Genomic DNA, 16,913 nt, shown 5'->3' on the forward strand with positions numbered 1-16,913 from the left:
GGCCCGGGGTCAGGCCGCGCGGGTGCGCCCCTCGGCCCGGCAGCGGGCACACACACCGGTGATCTCCACCGTGTGGTCCGCGTCCGTGAAGCCGTGCTCCGCGGCGACGGCGGTGGCCCATGCCTCGACGTGGGGGGCGGTGACCTCGACGGTGGTCCAGCAGATCCGGCACACCAGGTGGTGATGGTGGCCCTCGTCCTCGCACCGGCGGTACACGGACTCGCCGTCGTCGCGGCGGAGCATGTCCACGAGCCCGTCGTCGAGCTGCTGCTGCAGGGTCCGGTACACGGTGGCCAGCGAGACGCGTTCGCCCTGGTCCTGGAGGCGGGCATGGAGCTCCTGCGCGCTCACGAAGTCCGGGATGCGGTCCAGGGCTCGGTCGACGGCGGCCTTCTGCCGGGTCGCCCGGGGACGGGCGGCACGGGGGCTGGGCTCGGGGGCGCTCACGGTGCTCACGACTCCTTCTGCGGCGGCTGCCGCCTCCTCCGCGCGGTCCGGAACAGGTCCGCGCGGGCCATCCTCCAGGTTATCAGCGACGCCGAAGGGGGCGTGGAGTAGGGTGTCCGGGTGCACAGCGAGACCCCGGACCCATCCCCTGTCCCGGACCGCGACGGCGCCGCCCCCGATCGACCCGACCCGCTGATCGTCGTCGACGAGGGGCAGGGCCGCGTCGTCCCGGCGCCCACGGCGGCCCCGTCCTCGCCCCATGACGCCGGCGGCGACCCCGACGCGGACGCCGACGGCGTCGATCCCGAGGCTGCCGTGCCGCCCACCCTGGTGACGGTGGACGTGCTGGCCGGCTGGCTCGGCCTGGCCCCCGTCGAGGACCTGCCGCCGGTGCCCGAGGGCCCGGCCTACGCCCAGCCGGGACGATGCCGCCCGAACCGGGTGATCCTGCTCGACGTCCGGTTCCGGGCCACGGCGGGCGGGCCCGACCACGCCGCCTATCTCCAGGGCCATCTGCCGGGCGCCGTCTACGTCTCCCTGCCCAGCCAGCTCGCCGGCCACGCCGGCCCGGCGGCGGGGCGTCACCCCCTGCCGGACGCGCGCCAGTTCGCGGAGACCGTGCGGATGTGGGGGATCGACGAGGGCGACACCATCGTGGTCTACGACGACGACCACGGCCTGTCCGCCGCGCGCGCCTGGTGGCTGCTGCGCCACGCGGGGCTGCGGGACTCCATGCTCCTGGACGGCGGCCTCGAGGCGTGGCGCGCCGCGGGCCTGCCCCTGCAGCCCGGCGAGGTCATCCCGGTGCCCGGCACCGCCCGGCCGTCGTGGGGCCGCATGCCCGTCGTGGACACGGCCGGCGCGGAGGCGATGGCCTCCGGCGGTCTGCTCCTCGACGCGCGGGCGGCCGAGCGGTACCGCGGGGAGGTCGAGCCCTTCGACCCCGTGGCCGGTCACATCCCCGGGGCGCGGAACGTGTCCACGGCGGAGAGCATCGCCGAGGACGGCCGCCTGCGGCCCGCCGCGGAGCTGGCGGAGCGGTTCGACGCCGTCGGCGTGGACGACGCCACTCCCGTGGCCGTGTACTGCGGCTCGGGCATCACCGCGGCGCACGCCGTGCTCACCCTGGCCGTCGCGGGGCGACCCGGAGTGGCGCTCTACCCGGGTTCGTGGTCAGCATGGGTCCAGGACCCGTCCAACGCCGTCGCGGTCGGCCCCGAGCCCGACGGCGCGTCCGGCCGGGACTGACGAGCCCCGGGGCCCCGCCCCGCCGACCCCCAGGAGGACCCTCCATGGCCACCGTCTTCAGCAGGATCATCGCCGGCGAGCTGCCCGCCCGCTTCGTGTGGCAGGACCAGACGTGCGTCGCGTTCCTGTCCGCCGCGCCGCTCCAGCCGGGGCACGCGCTCGTGGTGCCCCGTGCGGAGGTGGACGAATGGGTGGAGGTCGACCCGGCGCTGGTCACGCACCTGACGACGGTCGCCCAGCAGATCGGCAAGGCGCAGGTGGCGGCGTTCTCCGCCCGCCGGGCCGGGCTCATGATCGCCGGCTATGAGATCCCGCACCTGCACGTGCACGTGTGGCCCTCCACCTCGCTGGCCGACTTCGACCTGGCCCGCGTGGACAACGCCCCCGATCCGGCGGACCTGGACGCCGCCGCCGCCCGCCTCCGCGCGGCCCTGCGGGACCTGGGCCACGGCGAGGTCGTCCCGCAGGACTGACGGCCCGCGCCGCCCGGGCCCGACTCAGGCGCGCGTGGCCCGGGCGAGCGCCTGACGCACCCGCTTCTCGGAGACCGAGACCGCCGTGCCCAGCTCCTGGGCGAAGAACGAGACGCGCAGCTCCTCGATGAGCCAGCGCACCCGCTCCAGCTCCGCGGGCACGGGCGTGCCCGCGAACCGGGCGCGATGGGCCGCGACGGCGGCGTCGAACTCGTCCTCGAGCCCCTGCACCACCGCCATGTGCTGCCCGTCGCGCTGCAGGTGGCCGCCGGCGTCCAGCCGGTCCAGGCGCGTCAGCATGCCCTGCAGGTAGCGCGGCAGGTGCTGCAGCCGCTCCCAGCCCGTGGCGGCCACGAAGCCGGGGAACACGAGCTGCTCGAGGTGTGCCTTCACGTCCGACAGCGCCGGTGCGAGGGCGAGCGAGACCGAGCCCTTGAGCCGGCGTCGCACCTGCGCGGCCCGGGAGAGCACCTGCTCCACCAGGGACGTGACGGCGAAGACCGTGTCGATCAGGTCGGCCCGCACCCGGTCGAACAGGGCGCGGAACGCGGCCTCGTCGAACGGCAGCTCGTCCCCGACGAGACGGTCCACGGCGGCCTGGGTGCAGTCCGCGACGAGGGAGTCCACCGAGCCGTGCGGGTTCTGGGTGAAGGTGAGCTTCTCCCTGTTGTCCAGGTGGTCCAGCACGTAGCGCTGGGGGCTGGGCAGGGTGGCCAGCAGCAGCCGGATCACCCCGGCCCGGTGCCAGGCCGCCTGGTCCTCCGCGGACCGGGCCACGGTCAGGCCGGCCGCGGGGCCGCCGTCGGGCGTGGTCTCGGGCACCAGGCTCGGGTAGCCCGTGATGGCGGGGCCGCGCGCCCCGGCCGCGGTGGAGACGGTCTTCGGCACCGTGCCGATGCTCCACGAGGTCAGCCCGTGCCGCTCCTCGAAGGCCGGCGTCGCGCCGGACCGCCCGGGGCCCTCCGGGCGACGGCGTCCCTCGGCCCCGGCCCGCGCGTCGGCCTGGGCACGGCCGCCGCGGCCCTTGCCGCGCGGCCCCGGCCGGGCCGAGGCGGGGTCGTCGGTGCCGGCGAGCCGGGCGGCGATCGCGGAGCGGTTGGCCTGCGCGAGCCGGGCCTGCAGCGCGGGCAGGTCCTGGCCGGCGCCCATCACGGCGCCGCGGGCGTCCACGACGCGGTAGTCCATCCGCAGGTGCAGGGGCACCGCGTCCGGGGCCCACAGTCCGGGCTCCACCACCACGCCGCGCACCCGACGCACGGCCGCGGACAGCGCCTCCGGCAGCTCGTCCCGCAGCGGGTCGGCGTGGGCCTCGAGGTCCGCCACGAGCTGCTGGGCCACGTCCGGGGCGGGCACGAGGTTCTTGCGCACCGCCTTGGGCAACGCCTTGATGAGGGCGGTGACGAGCTCGACCCGCAGGCCGGGGACCAGCCATGCGAAGGGACCGGGGGAGACCTGGTTGAGCAGCAGGATCGGCACGGCCACGGTCACGCCGTCGGTGCCGGCCGCGCCGGTCGGGTCGAACGTGTACTCGAGGTCGAGCTCCACGTCGCCGCCGGGCATCGGATACGAGAACGTGGTGGGGAACGCGTCGGTGTCCAGGTCCTCGGCGTCGGCGGTGAGCAGGGCGGCGACGTCGAGGTCTAGCAGGTCCGGCTGCTCCTGGCGCGCCTTCTTCCACCACGCGTCGAAGTGCCGCTCGGAGACGACGTTCGCCGGGATCCGCGCGTCGTAGAAGGCGAACAGGTCCTCGTCCCCGATCCGCAGGTCGCGGCGGCGCAGGCGCGTCTCGAGGGCGTCGACCTCCTCGAGCGCGGCCCGGTTGCGGGCGAAGAACCGGTGGCGCGTGCGCCAGTCGCCCTCCACGAGGGCGTGCCGGATGAACAGCTCGCGGGAGAGCTCCGGGTCGATGCGGCCGTACCGGACCGAGCGGTCCGGGATCAGGGTGACGCCGAACAGCGTCACCTTCTCGCGCGCGACGACGGAGCCCGCCTGCCGCGACCAGTGCGGCTCGTTGTAGGCCCGCTTGACGAGGTGGCCGGCGACCTCCTCGGCCCACTCCGGCTCGATCCGGGCCACCGTGCGCGCCCACAGCCGTGAGGTCTCCACGAGCTCGGCGGCCATGACGAACGGGTGGCGCTTCTTGAACAGGGCGGAGCCGGGGAACACGGCGAAACGGGTGCCGCGGGCGCCCGCGTACTCGCGACGGCGCTCGTCGTAGGCGCCGATCTGCGCGAGCAGGCCGGTGAGCAGGGACTTGTGCACCGCCTCGTGCCGGCCCACCGGGTCCACGGGTCCGGCCTCGACGGTGAGGCCCACGTCCTTGGCGAGCTGGCGCAGCTGGCGCACCAGGTCCTGCCACTCCTGCACGCGCAGCCAGTTGATGTGCTCGCGGCGGCACAGCTTCCGGAACTGGGAGCCGGAGAGCTCCTGCTGCCGTTCGCGCAGGTAGGCCCACAGGTTCAGGATCGCGGAGAAGTCCGAGTTCTCGTCCGCGAACCGGCGGTGCAGCTCGTCCGCGGCCTCACGCTGCTCCGTGGGGCGCTCGCGGGGATCCTGGATGGTCAGGGCCGCGGCGATCACCATGACCTCCCGGACGCAGCCGCGCTCACCGGCCTCGAGGATCATGCGACCCAGCCGCGGGTCCACCGGCAGTCGGGCCAGGCGGCGTCCGACCCGGGTGATGGTGCCCGCGCGGGCGCCGCCGGCCTCGAGCGCGCCGAGCTCGGTGAGCGTGGTGGCGCCGTCGGTGACCTGGCGGCCGTCCGGCGGCTGGACGAAGGGGAACTCCTGGACGTCGCCCGGGGTGCGGGCCACGCCGAGGGAGAGCATCTGCAGGATCACCGAGGCCAGGGAGGTGCGCAGGATCTCCGGGTCCGTGAACTCGGGGCGGGAGAGGTAGTCCTCCTCCGAGTACAGGCGGATCGCGATGCCGTCCGAGGTGCGGCCGGACCGGCCCGAGCGCTGGTTCGCGCTGGCCTGGGAGACGCGCTCGATCGGCAGGCGCTGCACCTTGGTGCGGTTCGAGTACCGCGAGATGCGCGCGGTGCCCGTGTCGATCACGTACTTGATGCCCGGCACGGTCAGGGACGTCTCGGCGACGTTCGTGGCCAGCACGATCCGCCGGCGCACCCCGGCCCCGGCGCGGCCGAACACGCGGTGCTGCTCCGCCATGGACAGGCGGCCGAACAGCGGCAGGATCTCCGTGCCGGCCAGGCGCGTGGTGCCGGCGACGACGCCGGTCAGGTGGTCCGCGGCCTCGCGGATCTCCCGCTCGCCCGGCAGGAACACGAGGATGTCGCCCGGCGGCTCGGCGGCCAGCTCGAGGACGGCGTCGCCGATCGCGTCGAGGGGGTCGCGGGTCTCGGCGGCGTCGTCCGCGTCGTCCTCGGGGTCGTCCGGGGAGGGCTCGTCGGTCAGCGGCCGGTAGCGGATCTCGACGGGGTAGGTACGCCCCGAGACCTCGATGATCGGCGCCGGGACCACGTGTCCGCCGTCGTCGGCCTCCACCGCGTCCGCATGGTCCTCGCCCTCGGCCAGCGGCCGGCCGAAGTGGCGGGCGAAGCGCTCCGGGTCGATGGTGGCCGAGGTGATGATCACCTTCAGGTCCGGGCGCTGGGGCAGCAGGTTGCGCAGGTAGCCCAGGAGGAAGTCGATGTTGAGGCTGCGCTCGTGGGCCTCGTCCACGATGATCACGGAGTAGCGGCGCAGCTGCGGGTCATGGGGGATCTCGGCCAGCAGGATGCCGTCCGTCATGACCTTGACCCGGGTGGCCTTCGAGGTCTGGGCCGTGAAGCGGACCTGGTAGCCGACCGTCTGCCCGATCTCCTCGCCCAGCTCCTGCGCGATGCGCTCGGCCACGGAGCGGGCGGCGATGCGCCGGGGCTGGGTGTGGCCGATCGAGCCGACCTCCCCGAGCCCGAGGGCCAGGCACATCTTCGGCAGCTGCGTCGTCTTGCCCGAGCCGGTCTCACCCGCGACGATCACCACCTGGTGGTCGCGGATCGCGGCCATGATCTCCTCGCGACGCTCCGCCACCGGCAGGTGTTCGGGGAACGTGATCGCGGCGGCGTCGTGGGGTGTCGCCGACGGCTGCGCGGCGGGCGTGGAGGGCGGGGGAGTCTGCGTCATGACGGCCTCCATCCTAGGCGCGCGGGGGCCCGGGCCGACCCGGACGGGGACGAATCGGGGCGGATCTGGGACTGGGGCTGAGAGTTCGAATGTGATTCTCTGGAGCCCATGGACACGAACACCGTCTCCCTGTTAGCGGCGATCGGCCTCTATTTCCTCGCGATGATCGCGATCGGCCTGTACGCCTCCCGCAAGAACACCGACCTCGACGACTACATGCTCGCCGGACGCGACATGAAGCCGTCCGTCGCGGCGCTCTCCGCGGGTGCGTCCGACATGTCCGGCTGGCTCCTGATGGGCCTGCCCGGCGCGATCTACGCCGCGGGCCTGGTCGAGGGCTGGATGGCGGTCGGCCTGACCGTGGGCGCGTGGGTGAACTGGCGCGTGGTCGCCCCCCGCCTGCGCTCCTACACCGAGGTGGCCGGGAACTCGATCACGATCCCGTCCTTCCTCGAGAACCGGTTCAAGGACCGCACGCACATCCTGCGGATCGTGGCCGGCCTGATCATCCTCGTGTTCTTCACCTTCTACGTCTCCTCGGGCATGGTGGCCGGCGGCAAGTTCGTCGAGTCGACCTTCGGCCCCGAGTCCTTCTACGCCCAGGGCATCAGCATCAACTACCTCACCGGCATGCTCGTGGTCGCGGGCATCACGGTGCTCTACACCCTGTTCGGCGGCTTCCTCGGCGCCTCGCTGACGGACGTGGCCCAGGGCGTCCTCATGTTCCTCTCGCTGCTGGCCGTCCCCATCGTCGTGATCCTGACCATGGGAGGCTGGGACGCCGTCGTCGAGGGCATCCGCGCCGCCGACGCCGCCGGCGGCGGAGTGAACCACTTCTCGATGTTCGAGAACGCCACGCTGATCGGCGTCCTGTCCTCCCTCGCCTGGGGCCTGGGCTACTTCGGCCAGCCGCACATCATCGTCCGCTTCATGGCCCTGCGCACCCCGCACGACGCGGCCGTCGCCCGGCGCGTCGGCATCGGCTGGATGGCGCTGTCCGTGTTCGGCGCCGTGATGGTCGCCCTCGTCGGCATCGCCTACTTCCAGGCCAACCCCGGCACCACGCTCGAGGACCCGGAGACCGTGTTCCTGGTGCTGGCCTCGATCATGTTCCACCCGTTCGTGGCCGGCCTGGTGCTGGCCGCCGTCCTCGCCGCGATCATGTCCACGCTCTCCTCGCAGCTGATCGTGTGCTCCTCCGCCCTGGTGGAGGACCTCTACATGCTGCGCGGGCGCACCGGTTCCCCGACGTTCACCCTGTGGCTCGGCCGCATCGGCGTGCTGGTGGTGGCGCTCGTGGCGGGTCTGCTCGCCCTCAACCCGGACTCCTCCGTGCTCGAGCTCGTCTCCTTCGCGTGGGCCGGCTTCGGCGCCGCCTTCGGCCCTGTGATCTTGCTCGCCCTGTACTGGCCGCGGTTCACCTCGTGGGGGGCGATGGCCGCCATGGTCACCGGCGCCGCCGTCGCCTGGGTGTGGTCCGAGGCCAGTGCCGAGACGTGGGAGTGGTTCGGCCTGTACGAGCTGCTGCCGGGCTTCGTCGCCGCCTTCGTGGTGGGTGTGGTGGTGTCCCTCGTGACCCAGCGCTCGCGCCGGGTGCAGCGGCGGATCGACGCCGAGTTCACCGGCGCGATCGACATCGTGGCCGGCCGCGAGCCGCACCCGGACGTGGCCCCGGCCGCCATGACGCGCGACGCCGCCGGGGGCTCGACCGCAGCCGCCACGGATCCGCGCGCGCAGGCGTGAGGCTCTTCCTCGCGATCCGTCCGCCGAGGGCCGTGCTCGACCACCTCGAGCCGGCCCTCGACGGCGTCCGGGACCGGGCCGGGGGTCTGCCACCGCACGCTCTGGGTGGGCGGGCCCCGACGAACAGAGTGGTCACGACGTGCCGTCACCGGACTCCGGTGACGGCATGTCGTGACCACTCTGTGTGCCTCAGGCGGCCGACGGGCCGGCCGGAGCGGTGGACCCGCCCGGCCGACCCGGCCCGGGGTCAGCCCTCTAGGGGGCCCTGCACCGCGTACAGGCGCTTGTTGGCGAACTCGTCCACGGCCATGGGGCCGAGCTCGCGGCCGAAGCCCGAGCGCTTCACGCCGCCGAAGGGCAGGTTCGCGCCGGCGGCGGAGGCGAGGTTCACGTTCGCCATCCCCACCTCGAGCTGGTCGGCCACGCGCTTGGCCTCGTCCAGGTCCGTGGAGAACACGGCGCCGCCGAGACCGTACTGGGAGTCGTTGGCCAGCGCCACGGCCTCCTCGGCCGAGGACACCTTGTAGACCACGGCGGCCATGCCGAACAGCTCCTGCGTGTAGGCGGGGTTCTCCTGGTCCACGTCCGTGATCACGGCCGGGGAGACGTAGAAGCCCTCGCCCTCCGGGCCGGAGACGCGCTCGCCGCCCACGTGGACGGTGGCGCCGGCCTCCTTGGCCGCGGCGATCTGCTCGGTGAGCCCGTCGGCCGCGGACTCGGAGGACAGCGGGCCGTAGACGTCGGCGTCGCGCGAGGTCGGGTCGCCGGGCTTCATCGCCGAGGAGCGCTGGACCAGCTCATCCACGAAGTCGTCGTAGATGTCCTCCATGACGATCATGCGCTTGTTCGAGTTGCAGGCCTGGCCCCAGTTGCCCATCCGGGTGGCCAGTGCGTCGCGGGCGGCGGCGCGGGCGTCCGGCGCGGAGAGCACGATGTACGGATCGGAGCCGCCGAGCTCGAGCACAACCTTCTTGAGGTGCCGGCCGGCCTGCTCGGCGACGGTGGCGCCGGCCCGCTCCGAACCGGTGAGGGACACGCCCTGCACGCGCGGATCGGCGATGATCGTGGAGATCTGGTCGTGGGTGGCGAACACGTTCTGGTACACGCCCTCCGGGAGCCCGGCTTCGGTGAAGAGCTCTTCCAGCAGCTGCGCCACCTGCGGGTTGATCTCGGCGTGCTTGAGCAGGATGGTGTTGCCCAGCACGAGGTTCGGCGCCACGAAACGGGCCACCTGGTACACCGGGAAGTTCCACGGCATGATCCCCAGCAGCGGGCCGAGCGGCAGCCGCTGGATGAACGCCTCCTGCCCGGAGAACTGCTTGATCCGCTGGTCCGCGAGCAGCTCCTCGGCCTCGTCCGCGTAGTACCCGAAGATCTGGGCGCCGTAGCGCACCTCGCCGACTGCCGCGCCGAGGGACTTGCCCATCTCCGTGGTGATCAGCGCGGCGATGTCCTTGGAGCGCTCGGCCAGCAGCTCGGAGATCCGCTTCACGACGGCGGCGCGCTCGGCCACCGACTTCCGGGACCACTGCTCGTACGCGGCCTGCGAGGCGTCGAGGGCGTCGGCGATCTGCTGATCCGTGGCGTTGTCGAAGGACTTCAGCAGCTCCCCGGTGGCCGGGTTGATCGTGCGGTAGCCCTGAGAGGCGGAGGTGGTGGTCATCAGTCGTCACCCTTTCGTGTGGACGTCCTGCGTTGAGCTCCCCATCCTGCCGGAGGCCCCCGCTCACTCCCAGATCCCGGACGCCCCTCTTCGCCAGGAGCCGAGAAGGTGGGTGTCCACGATCCCGGCGGCCTCCATCAGGGCGAAGCACGTGGTCGGCCCCACGAATCGGCAGCCGTGCGCCTTCAGCGCCCTCGCGAGCGCGCGCGACTCGTCCGAGGTCGAGGGGACCTGCGCCACCGTCTCCGGCCGTGGGGTCGCGGCAGGCTGGTGCGCCCAGACCAGCCCCGGCAGACCGCGGACCGGCCGGTCGCCGTCGCCGTGCCAGGCGGGGCCCGCGCCGGGGGAGCCCGGGTGCAGCGGGGCGAACCGCTCACCGCGCATCCCGACGACGGCCTGCGCGTTCGCGATCGCCGCCTCGATCTTGCGCCGGTTCCGGATGATGCCGGGGTCCGCCAGCAGCGCCTCGACCTCCGCGTCCCCGAACGCCGCGACGGCGTCCGCGTCGAAGCCCGCGAACACCTCCCGGAACCGGGGCCGCTTGGCCAGGACGGTCCGCCAGCTCAGGCCCGACTGGAACGCCTCGAGGACGAGGCGCTCGAACAGGCCCCGCTCGTCCGTGACGGGCAGGCCCCACTCCGTGTCGTAGTACTCCCGCAGCAGCGGATCCCGTGCCGCCCACGGCGGGCGGGCCCGCCCGTCCTCACCCACGACGACGCCACTCGGCGGCGCCTGTCGCCCGTCGGCCGGTGGATCCTCGGCGAGGGTGGAGACGGGGGCGGGGAGGCCGTCGTCGGCGTGGTGCGCGCTCATGCATCCGAGCCTAGGAGCGGCCCCGGACATCCGGAACCGGAACGCGACGCCCGGGGACGCCACGCCGTCTGCGGACACCTGTGCAGGAGGCACGGCCGGACCTCGTCACTCGAGCCGCCCGGCCCGCAGCCGCCACGTGTGGTCGCACCGGGCCGCCACGGCGGGGTCATGCGTCACGATCACGATCGCCCGCTCCGGCTGGGACATGGAGCGGAAGAGCCCCATCACCTCGTCGGTGCGCTCCTCGTCCAGGGCGCCCGTCGGCTCGTCGGCGAGCAGCAGGGAGGGCCCCATGATCACGGCCCGGGCGATGGCCACGCGCTGGCGCTCGCCGCCGGAGAGTCGGCCGACGGGGTGGTGGAGACGGTCTCCGAGCCCGAGCCGCGTCAGAAGCTCGGCGGCCATGTCGCGACGCTCGCGCTTCGCCGGGCGCGGCCGCGCGTAGAGCAGCGGCAGGGCCGCGTTGTCCATGGCGGTCGCCCGATCGATGAGCAGATGGTCCTGGAGCACGATGCCGCACGTCCGGTTCCGGTAGGCGTCGCCGTCGGACGACCACGGTGCCGGCAGGCTCCGCCCAGCCACACGGATGCTGCCGGCGTCCGGTGTGTCAAGGCAGGCGAGGAGCCGCAGCAGGGTGGACTTGCCGGACCCGGAGGGTCCCATGATCGCGTGGACGCCGCCCTCGGGGACCTGGAGTGAGACGCCTCGGAGCACGGGGACATCCCCGGCGGGGCCGCGGTAGGAGCGGTGCACGTCGTGCACGGTGAGCAGGGACATCACACGGTCCTTTCGACGAGTGCCGCCGTGCGGACGGCCCGGTGCAGCCGGCGGAGGGGATGACGGGTGCACGCAGCGGCGATCGCCAAGACGACCGCCAGCCCGACCACGACGACGGCAGGCGCCGGACGCAGTCCGCCCGCTTCCGAGGCGATGCCGAGGCCGAGCAACGATCCGAGCACGGCCGGAATGCCCCATACCGCGGCCACGGATGTGGCGATCCGGAGCCGGATCAGTCGTCTGGGCGCCCCGACCGTCAGGTGCGCCAGCCACGTGGGCGTGAGTCGACGGGTCATGGTCGTCAGGAGGCTCACCACCGTCACGACGGCGCTGGCAAGCCCGGCGGTGTAGGCGGTGACCATGAGCGCGGCACCGCGGGCTTCTCGGGCGATCGGAGACCTGGCCGAGGCGATCGGGGCCAACTCGGCGACCACGCCCGTCTCGTCCTCGAGGACGTCGAGTGCCGCTCTCACCGCGGAGGCCGCGTCCTGGCATGCCACGACGGAACCGTAGACCGCCGCGAGCTGGGCCGGTTCGATCAGGCCGGCCATGGTCGTCGTGCTGGTGACGATGACGGGCGACTCACCCAGGGGCCAGAGGGATCCGTCGGCCCGCGGCGCGGCCGCGTCCCCGGGGAGTGGGCCGGCATAGCTGTGGGGTGTGGACCCCACGTACACGGTGCCGCCCGGTGCCCCGGAGGTGATCGCGGCGGGAGCGAAGTACACACCCTCGGCGGGACTGACGGCAGCAGCGGCGCCGAACTCCCGGGCCAGACCAGGCGTGGCGATGACCGCCCCCTGCAGCCGGGGGTCCTCGATTCCGATGGCGTCCGTCACGAGGAAGGCACGGGGGTCGACTCCGTCGACATGGGCGGCGAACGCCCGGGAGACGGTGTCGACGGCGCGGGGGTGGAGGTCGGTCGTGACGGCGGGGTCCAGGATCCTGGTTGCCACCAGGCCCGACGACTCGGCGTCCTCGAGCACCTCGAGCGCCGTGGTCACTCCGCCGGCGACGCCCAGGGCCAGTCCGAACACGACCGACGCCACGGTCGTGTGCAGCAGGGACAGGAACAGCAGTCCGGGCGTGTCGAACAGGTCGCGGAGGCCGTCCGCAACGGCCCGCATGGCTGCCGTCATGCGTGTGCCCTTCGGACCCAGAGGGTGGACAGGGTCGTGCCGAGGATGAGGATGGCGTCCACGACGAGCACGGCGGACCAGAGGAGAGCGGTGTCGCCGGTGAGACCGATCTCCGCGTCCCACCGGGGCCATGCCACGAGCCAGACTCCGCCGGCACTCGCGGCGGCGGTCGTCCAGGCGACCATGGCGGGCCGGACACCGAGCCGGGCCGCTCGCAGTGGGGAGGCACCGACGAGGCGGTGCGAGGTGACGGCAGGGAGCAGTCGACTGCGCAGGGTCGTGCGCCAGACGACCTGTGCGCCCAGCAGGGCGAAGCCGGCGATCACGGCGAGCAGGGGCACATGGACACTGCGTCGCATCGCTGCCTCCCACGGCGGCGGGAGCGGGACGACGTCGACGACGACACCGGCCCGCCGCAGCGATTGGACGAGCTCGTCGACCTGGGCCGGTGAGCCGCCGATCACGCCGGCAAGGGACGAACTGTCGGTGGAGAGGAACGGGACCAGGAGGTCTGCTTCGGTGGCGCGATCCGGCGCGGAGGAGAGGTCTCGGACGACGACCCGATCGACGTCCGGCCAGCTCAGTTCGCCCGCAGCGGCACGTGCGGCAAAGGGGGAGGTGCTGGGGACGACCGCGGTCGGGGCGACGCCATCCGGGAGCACGTCCAGAGCAGGTCGGCCGGCGAGGGCAGTCACGTGGGGGCTCGTGGACGTGGCCGCAGAGCCGGAGTCCGGTCCCGTCAGCGACGTCCGGATCATGGGCCAGGCCTCGCCAGCGGGGAATGCCGAGATCTCGTACACCGTGCCGTCCATGCGCCAGCGTTCCTCCTTCTCCACCCCGACGTAGGACGCGAGGAGCGCTGCTGTTCCGAGCGTGATCAGGAGAAGGAGGAATCTCGAGACGAGCATCCGGGTCATCACGGCTGGCCCGAGGAGAGCTGAGCGGCTGGATGATGCCTCACCTGGGAAGCGCCCCTGGGGTGCGGACCGGCGGGGTCATGTCGACTTTCACGTCATATTCCATCCACTCAATTCCTGTGGGCGAATGGGACACGCATCACAGGGGCCTGACGGAATAGTGAGCCCAGTGTGTGTGTGAGTCAAGAGGCATCACCACTCGATCGACCACCGAGCGCACTGCCCCGTCCGTGGGGCCGCGCCTTCGCCGTCCCGGAGGGCCTTGTCCTGGCGATCGCGTCATGACCTGGTGGCGGCCCTCAGGTCATGACGCGATCGTCAGGTGGCGCAGGGGCGGGCCATCCCGCCCCACCTCACCCCGCGTCCGGCCTCAGGCGTCCGAGGCGGTGCGGATCGTCGGCTCGGGCAGGTACACGGACCCGCCGGCGGCCCGGAACTCCGCGGACTTCGCGGCCATGCCGGCCTCGGCGATCCGCGCCTGCTCGGACGCGCCGCCGAACTCGCTGCGGATGTCCTGGCTGATGCGCATGGAGCAGAACTTCGGCCCGCACATCGAGCAGAAGTGGGCGGTCTTGGCGGGCTCGGCCGGCAGCGTCTCGTCGTGGTACTCCTCGGCGAGCTGCGGATCCAGGCCGAGGCCGAACTGGTCGCGCCAGCGGAACTCGAAGCGCGCCTTGGACAGCGCGTCATCGCGGTCGCGGGCGCCGGGGTGGCCCTTGGCGACGTCGGCGGCGTGCGCGGCGATCTTGTAGGTGATCACGCCCGTCTTCACGTCGTCCCGGTCCGGCAGGCCCAGGTGCTCCTTGGGCGTGACATAGCAGAGCATCGCGGTGCCGTAGCGGGCGATCTCGGTGGCGCCGATGGCCGAGGTGATGTGGTCGTACGCCGGGGCGATGTCCGTGACGAGGGGGCCGAGCGTGTAGAACGGGGCGCCCTTGCACAGCTCCTGCTGGCGCTCCACGTTCTCCCGCACCAGGTGCAGCGGGATGTGGCCGGGGCCCTCCACCATGACCTGGACGTCGTACGCCCACGCCCGCTCCGTCAGCTCGGCGAGCGTGTCGAGCTCGGCGAACTGGGCGGCGTCGTTGGCGTCCGCCACGGAGCCCGGCCGCAGGCCGTCGCCCAGGGAGAACGCGACGTCGTAGCGCGCGAAGATCTCGCAGAGCTCGTCGTAGTTCTCGTAGAGGAAGTTCTCCTTGTGGTGGCCCAGGCACCAGCCGGCCATGATCGAGCCGCCGCGGGAGACGATGCCGGTCACGCGGTCCGCGGACAGCGGCACGTGGCGCAGCAGCACGCCGGCGTGCACGGTCATGTAGTCCACGCCCTGCTCGCACTGCTCGATCACGGTGTCGCGGAAGATCTCCCAGGTCAGGGCCTGGTGGTCGCCGCCGACCTTCTCGAGGGCCTGGTAGATCGGCACGGTGCCGATCGGCACGGGGGAGTTGCGCAGGATCCACTCGCGGGTGGTGTGGATGTCGTCGCCCGTGGACAGGTCCATCACGGTGTCCGCGCCCCAGCGGGTGGCCCACTGCAGCTTCGAGACCTCCTCGGCGATCGACGACGTCACCGCCGAGTTGCCGATGTTCGCGTTGACCTTCACGGCGAACGCCTTGCCGATGATCATCGGCTCCGACTCGGGGTGGTTCACGTTCGCCGGGATGATGGCGCGGCCGGCCGCGACCTCGGAGCGCACCAGCTCCACGTCCACGCCCTCGCGCAGGGCGACGTAGCGCATCTCCGGGGTGATCTCGCCGCGCCGGGCGTAGTGCATCTGGGTGACGCGCGCGCCCTCCTTGGCGCGCAGCGGGGGGCGGCGCTCGCCGGCCCACTCCTGTGAGGCGGCGCCGCGGCGCACGGCCGAGCGGCCGTCGTCGAGCAGGTCGCGCTCGCGGCCCTCGTACTCCTCGACGTCGCCGCGGGCGCGGATCCACTCGGCGCGCTGGGCCGGCAGGCCGCGCTCGGGCACGGAGCCCGGGCCCATGGTGCGGTAGACGGTCAGGGGCGCGTTGGGCGTGCCGTCGGGAGAGTCGTCCTGGTGGACCTCGGTGACGGGCACGCGGATGCCGTGCTCGGCGTCCTCGAGCCATCCCAGACGGTGCGTGGGGTAGTTCTCCTCGGCGACGACCTCGGCCGTCGACTCGGCTGCGGGCAGGGGGGTGCGCTCGGAAACGGACATGGCCGCGGCTCCTTCTTCCTTCGCCGGAATGACCCGGACAGGTTCAGACGGTCTCCGGGCGGCGTCAGCCCGGTCTCAGCCCCGTGCCGTGGGGCTCCCGTGGGATGCGAGCGACCCTAGCACGTCCCCCGCGGCGCCTCACCGTCCGCCGTCCGGCCATGCGGCGGGACGTTCAGGCGCGCGCCGCGCGGGCCGCCCGGCGGCGCACCGTGGTGCGCTCGACGATCCACGTCACGACCAGCATCACGATGATGACAATGCCGGCGTAGCCGAGGACGGGGTAGACGGTGCCCACGAGGTCGGAGAAGCCGACGCTCGAGAGCAGGGTGGCGGCCAGGGCCGTGACGACGGCGATGACCCAGCCCGGCACGCGGCGCATCGAGGACAGCAGGGCGATGCGCTCCACCCCGCCGTACAGGCACGAGACTGCCGTCGTGAACTGCGCCAGCAGCAGGACGACCGTGTACAGCAGGGCGGCCCAGCCGCCGATCATCGCGGCCAGCTCGACCATGGGCAGCTCGGCGCGGCCGATGAGCTGGGCGTGGGCGGTCATCGCGGCCATCACCGCGCCGGCCATCACCACGAGGCCCAGGGCCCCGAGCCCGGCCCCGGCGACGAGGGAGCGGCCCGACGAGGAGCTCTCCTCGCCGATCGGGGCGAGCACCGCGTAGGCCAGCTGGATGTTGAAGGCCACGTACAGCACGCCCGAGAGCCACCACTGGTTGATCAGCGGGGACGAGGTCACGAGCGCGGCGACGTCGTCCACCGCGGCCCCCGGGTTCGCCAACCCCCACACCGCGACGCCGACGGCGATCACGATGATCAGGGGGACCACCACGGCCTGGACGCGCACGAGGCCCGTGATGCCGGCCAGCACCGAGACCACGCAGACGGCGGCCATCACCAGCGAGCCCACGAGCGAGGGCAGCCCGAACGCGGTGTGCACCGCCGCCCCGGCCCCGGCCAGCATGATCACCAGCGTCCCCAGCAGGGACGTGGTGATGCACAGGTCCGCGAACCAGGTGGGCACGCGCGAGGTCGTGGGGTTCACGATCCGGTGGATGTCCGTGGTCCGCAGCTTCTGCGCCAGCCGCAGCACGATCACCGCGAGCAGGAAGAACAGCGCGCCGGCGATCACGAGCGCCCCCGTGCCGCCCCAGAGGCCGAAGCTCACGAAGTACTGCAGGATCTCGTTGCCCGAGGCGTACCCGGCGCCGATGGTGGTGCCGATGAACGTGGCGGCGATCCCGAACGGGGAGGTCGGCCGCAGCGGCGCCGACTCCTCGGCTCGGCCGGGGTGCGCGGGGGAGCTCTCTGTGACGTGGGACATGCGACTACATTCTCATGGGCGGGATCGGCCCGGCCCGGGCGGCCGATCCGCCCCGACCCGAA

The 16,913-nt window shown here is 73.0% G+C and carries 12 protein-coding genes and 1 riboswitch; of the genes, 3 read left to right on the forward strand and 9 right to left on the reverse strand.

What is annotated here, in order from left to right:
• Nucleotides 1-9: 9 nt before the first annotated feature.
• Nucleotides 10-456 carry a Fur family transcriptional regulator gene (locus FLM69_RS00240; protein ID WP_036381728.1) on the reverse strand — a complete coding sequence of 149 codons (447 nt, stop codon included), beginning with the start codon at nucleotides 454-456 and terminating at the stop codon, nucleotides 10-12.
• Nucleotides 457-567: 111 nt separating this feature from the next.
• On the opposite strand from FLM69_RS00240, the gene FLM69_RS00245 reads away from it, so the two are divergent.
• Together FLM69_RS00245 and FLM69_RS00250 are read left to right on the forward strand one after the other, a co-directional pair.
• Complete coding sequence (locus FLM69_RS00245; protein ID WP_036381724.1) at nucleotides 568-1,695, forward strand: sulfurtransferase; 1,128 nt, start codon at nucleotides 568-570, stop codon at nucleotides 1,693-1,695.
• 44 nt (nucleotides 1,696-1,739) lie between these two features.
• Nucleotides 1,740-2,168, forward strand: coding sequence for an HIT family protein (locus FLM69_RS00250; RefSeq protein WP_036381721.1), 429 nt, complete (start codon nucleotides 1,740-1,742; stop codon nucleotides 2,166-2,168).
• Between the two features lie 24 nt (nucleotides 2,169-2,192).
• Here FLM69_RS00250 and hrpA read toward each other — a convergent pair whose 3' ends face one another.
• Nucleotides 2,193-6,296 carry an ATP-dependent RNA helicase HrpA gene (gene hrpA, locus FLM69_RS00255; RefSeq protein ID WP_141842607.1) on the reverse strand — a complete coding sequence of 1,368 codons (4,104 nt, stop codon included), beginning with the start codon at nucleotides 6,294-6,296 and terminating at the stop codon, nucleotides 2,193-2,195.
• 108 nt (nucleotides 6,297-6,404) lie between these two features.
• Here hrpA and putP point away from each other — a divergent pair, with 108 nt between their 5' ends.
• Nucleotides 6,405-8,039, forward strand: coding sequence for a sodium/proline symporter PutP (gene putP, locus FLM69_RS00260; RefSeq protein ID WP_036381715.1), 1,635 nt, complete (start codon nucleotides 6,405-6,407; stop codon nucleotides 8,037-8,039).
• Nucleotides 8,040-8,286: 247 nt separating this feature from the next.
• On the opposite strand, the gene FLM69_RS00265 is transcribed toward putP, so the two are convergent.
• The 7 genes from FLM69_RS00265 to FLM69_RS00295 form a co-directional block, all read right to left on the reverse strand.
• Nucleotides 8,287-9,702: an NAD-dependent succinate-semialdehyde dehydrogenase gene (locus FLM69_RS00265; protein WP_036381712.1), complete on the reverse strand. Its 1,416-nt coding sequence runs from the start codon at nucleotides 9,700-9,702 to the stop codon at nucleotides 8,287-8,289.
• A gap of 63 nt (nucleotides 9,703-9,765) precedes the next feature.
• Nucleotides 9,766-10,515, reverse strand: a complete 750-nt coding sequence (locus FLM69_RS00270) for a DNA-3-methyladenine glycosylase I (RefSeq protein WP_141842609.1) — start codon at nucleotides 10,513-10,515, stop codon at nucleotides 9,766-9,768.
• Nucleotides 10,516-10,620: 105 nt separating this feature from the next.
• Nucleotides 10,621-11,292: an ABC transporter ATP-binding protein gene (locus FLM69_RS00275; protein WP_036381706.1), complete on the reverse strand. Its 672-nt coding sequence runs from the start codon at nucleotides 11,290-11,292 to the stop codon at nucleotides 10,621-10,623.
• Nucleotides 11,292-12,428, reverse strand: a complete 1,137-nt coding sequence (locus FLM69_RS00280; RefSeq protein WP_255502616.1) for a hypothetical protein — start codon at nucleotides 12,426-12,428, stop codon at nucleotides 11,292-11,294. The genes FLM69_RS00275 and FLM69_RS00280 overlap by 1 nt, the downstream gene beginning before the upstream one ends.
• Nucleotides 12,425-13,345 (reverse strand): hypothetical protein, encoded by a 921-nt coding sequence (locus FLM69_RS00285; RefSeq protein WP_049147226.1) that lies wholly within the window; start codon nucleotides 13,343-13,345, stop codon nucleotides 12,425-12,427. The genes FLM69_RS00280 and FLM69_RS00285 overlap by 4 nt, the downstream gene beginning before the upstream one ends.
• Before the next feature lie 370 nt (nucleotides 13,346-13,715).
• Complete coding sequence (gene thiC / locus FLM69_RS00290) at nucleotides 13,716-15,521, reverse strand: phosphomethylpyrimidine synthase ThiC (RefSeq protein WP_036341386.1); 1,806 nt, start codon at nucleotides 15,519-15,521, stop codon at nucleotides 13,716-13,718.
• A riboswitch (TPP riboswitch) is annotated at nucleotides 15,518-15,632 on the reverse strand. Its footprint overlaps the gene before it by 4 nt.
• Nucleotides 15,633-15,693: 61 nt before the next feature.
• On the reverse strand, nucleotides 15,694-16,851 hold the full coding sequence (locus tag FLM69_RS00295) for a hypothetical protein (protein WP_141842611.1): 1,158 nt from the start codon (nucleotides 16,849-16,851) through the stop codon (nucleotides 15,694-15,696).
• Nucleotides 16,852-16,913: the final 62 nt, after the last annotated feature.

It is taken from the genome of Micrococcus sp. R8502A1 (assembly GCF_006704135.1).
Taxonomy (GTDB): Bacteria; Actinomycetota; Actinomycetes; order Actinomycetales; family Micrococcaceae; genus Micrococcus; species Micrococcus luteus.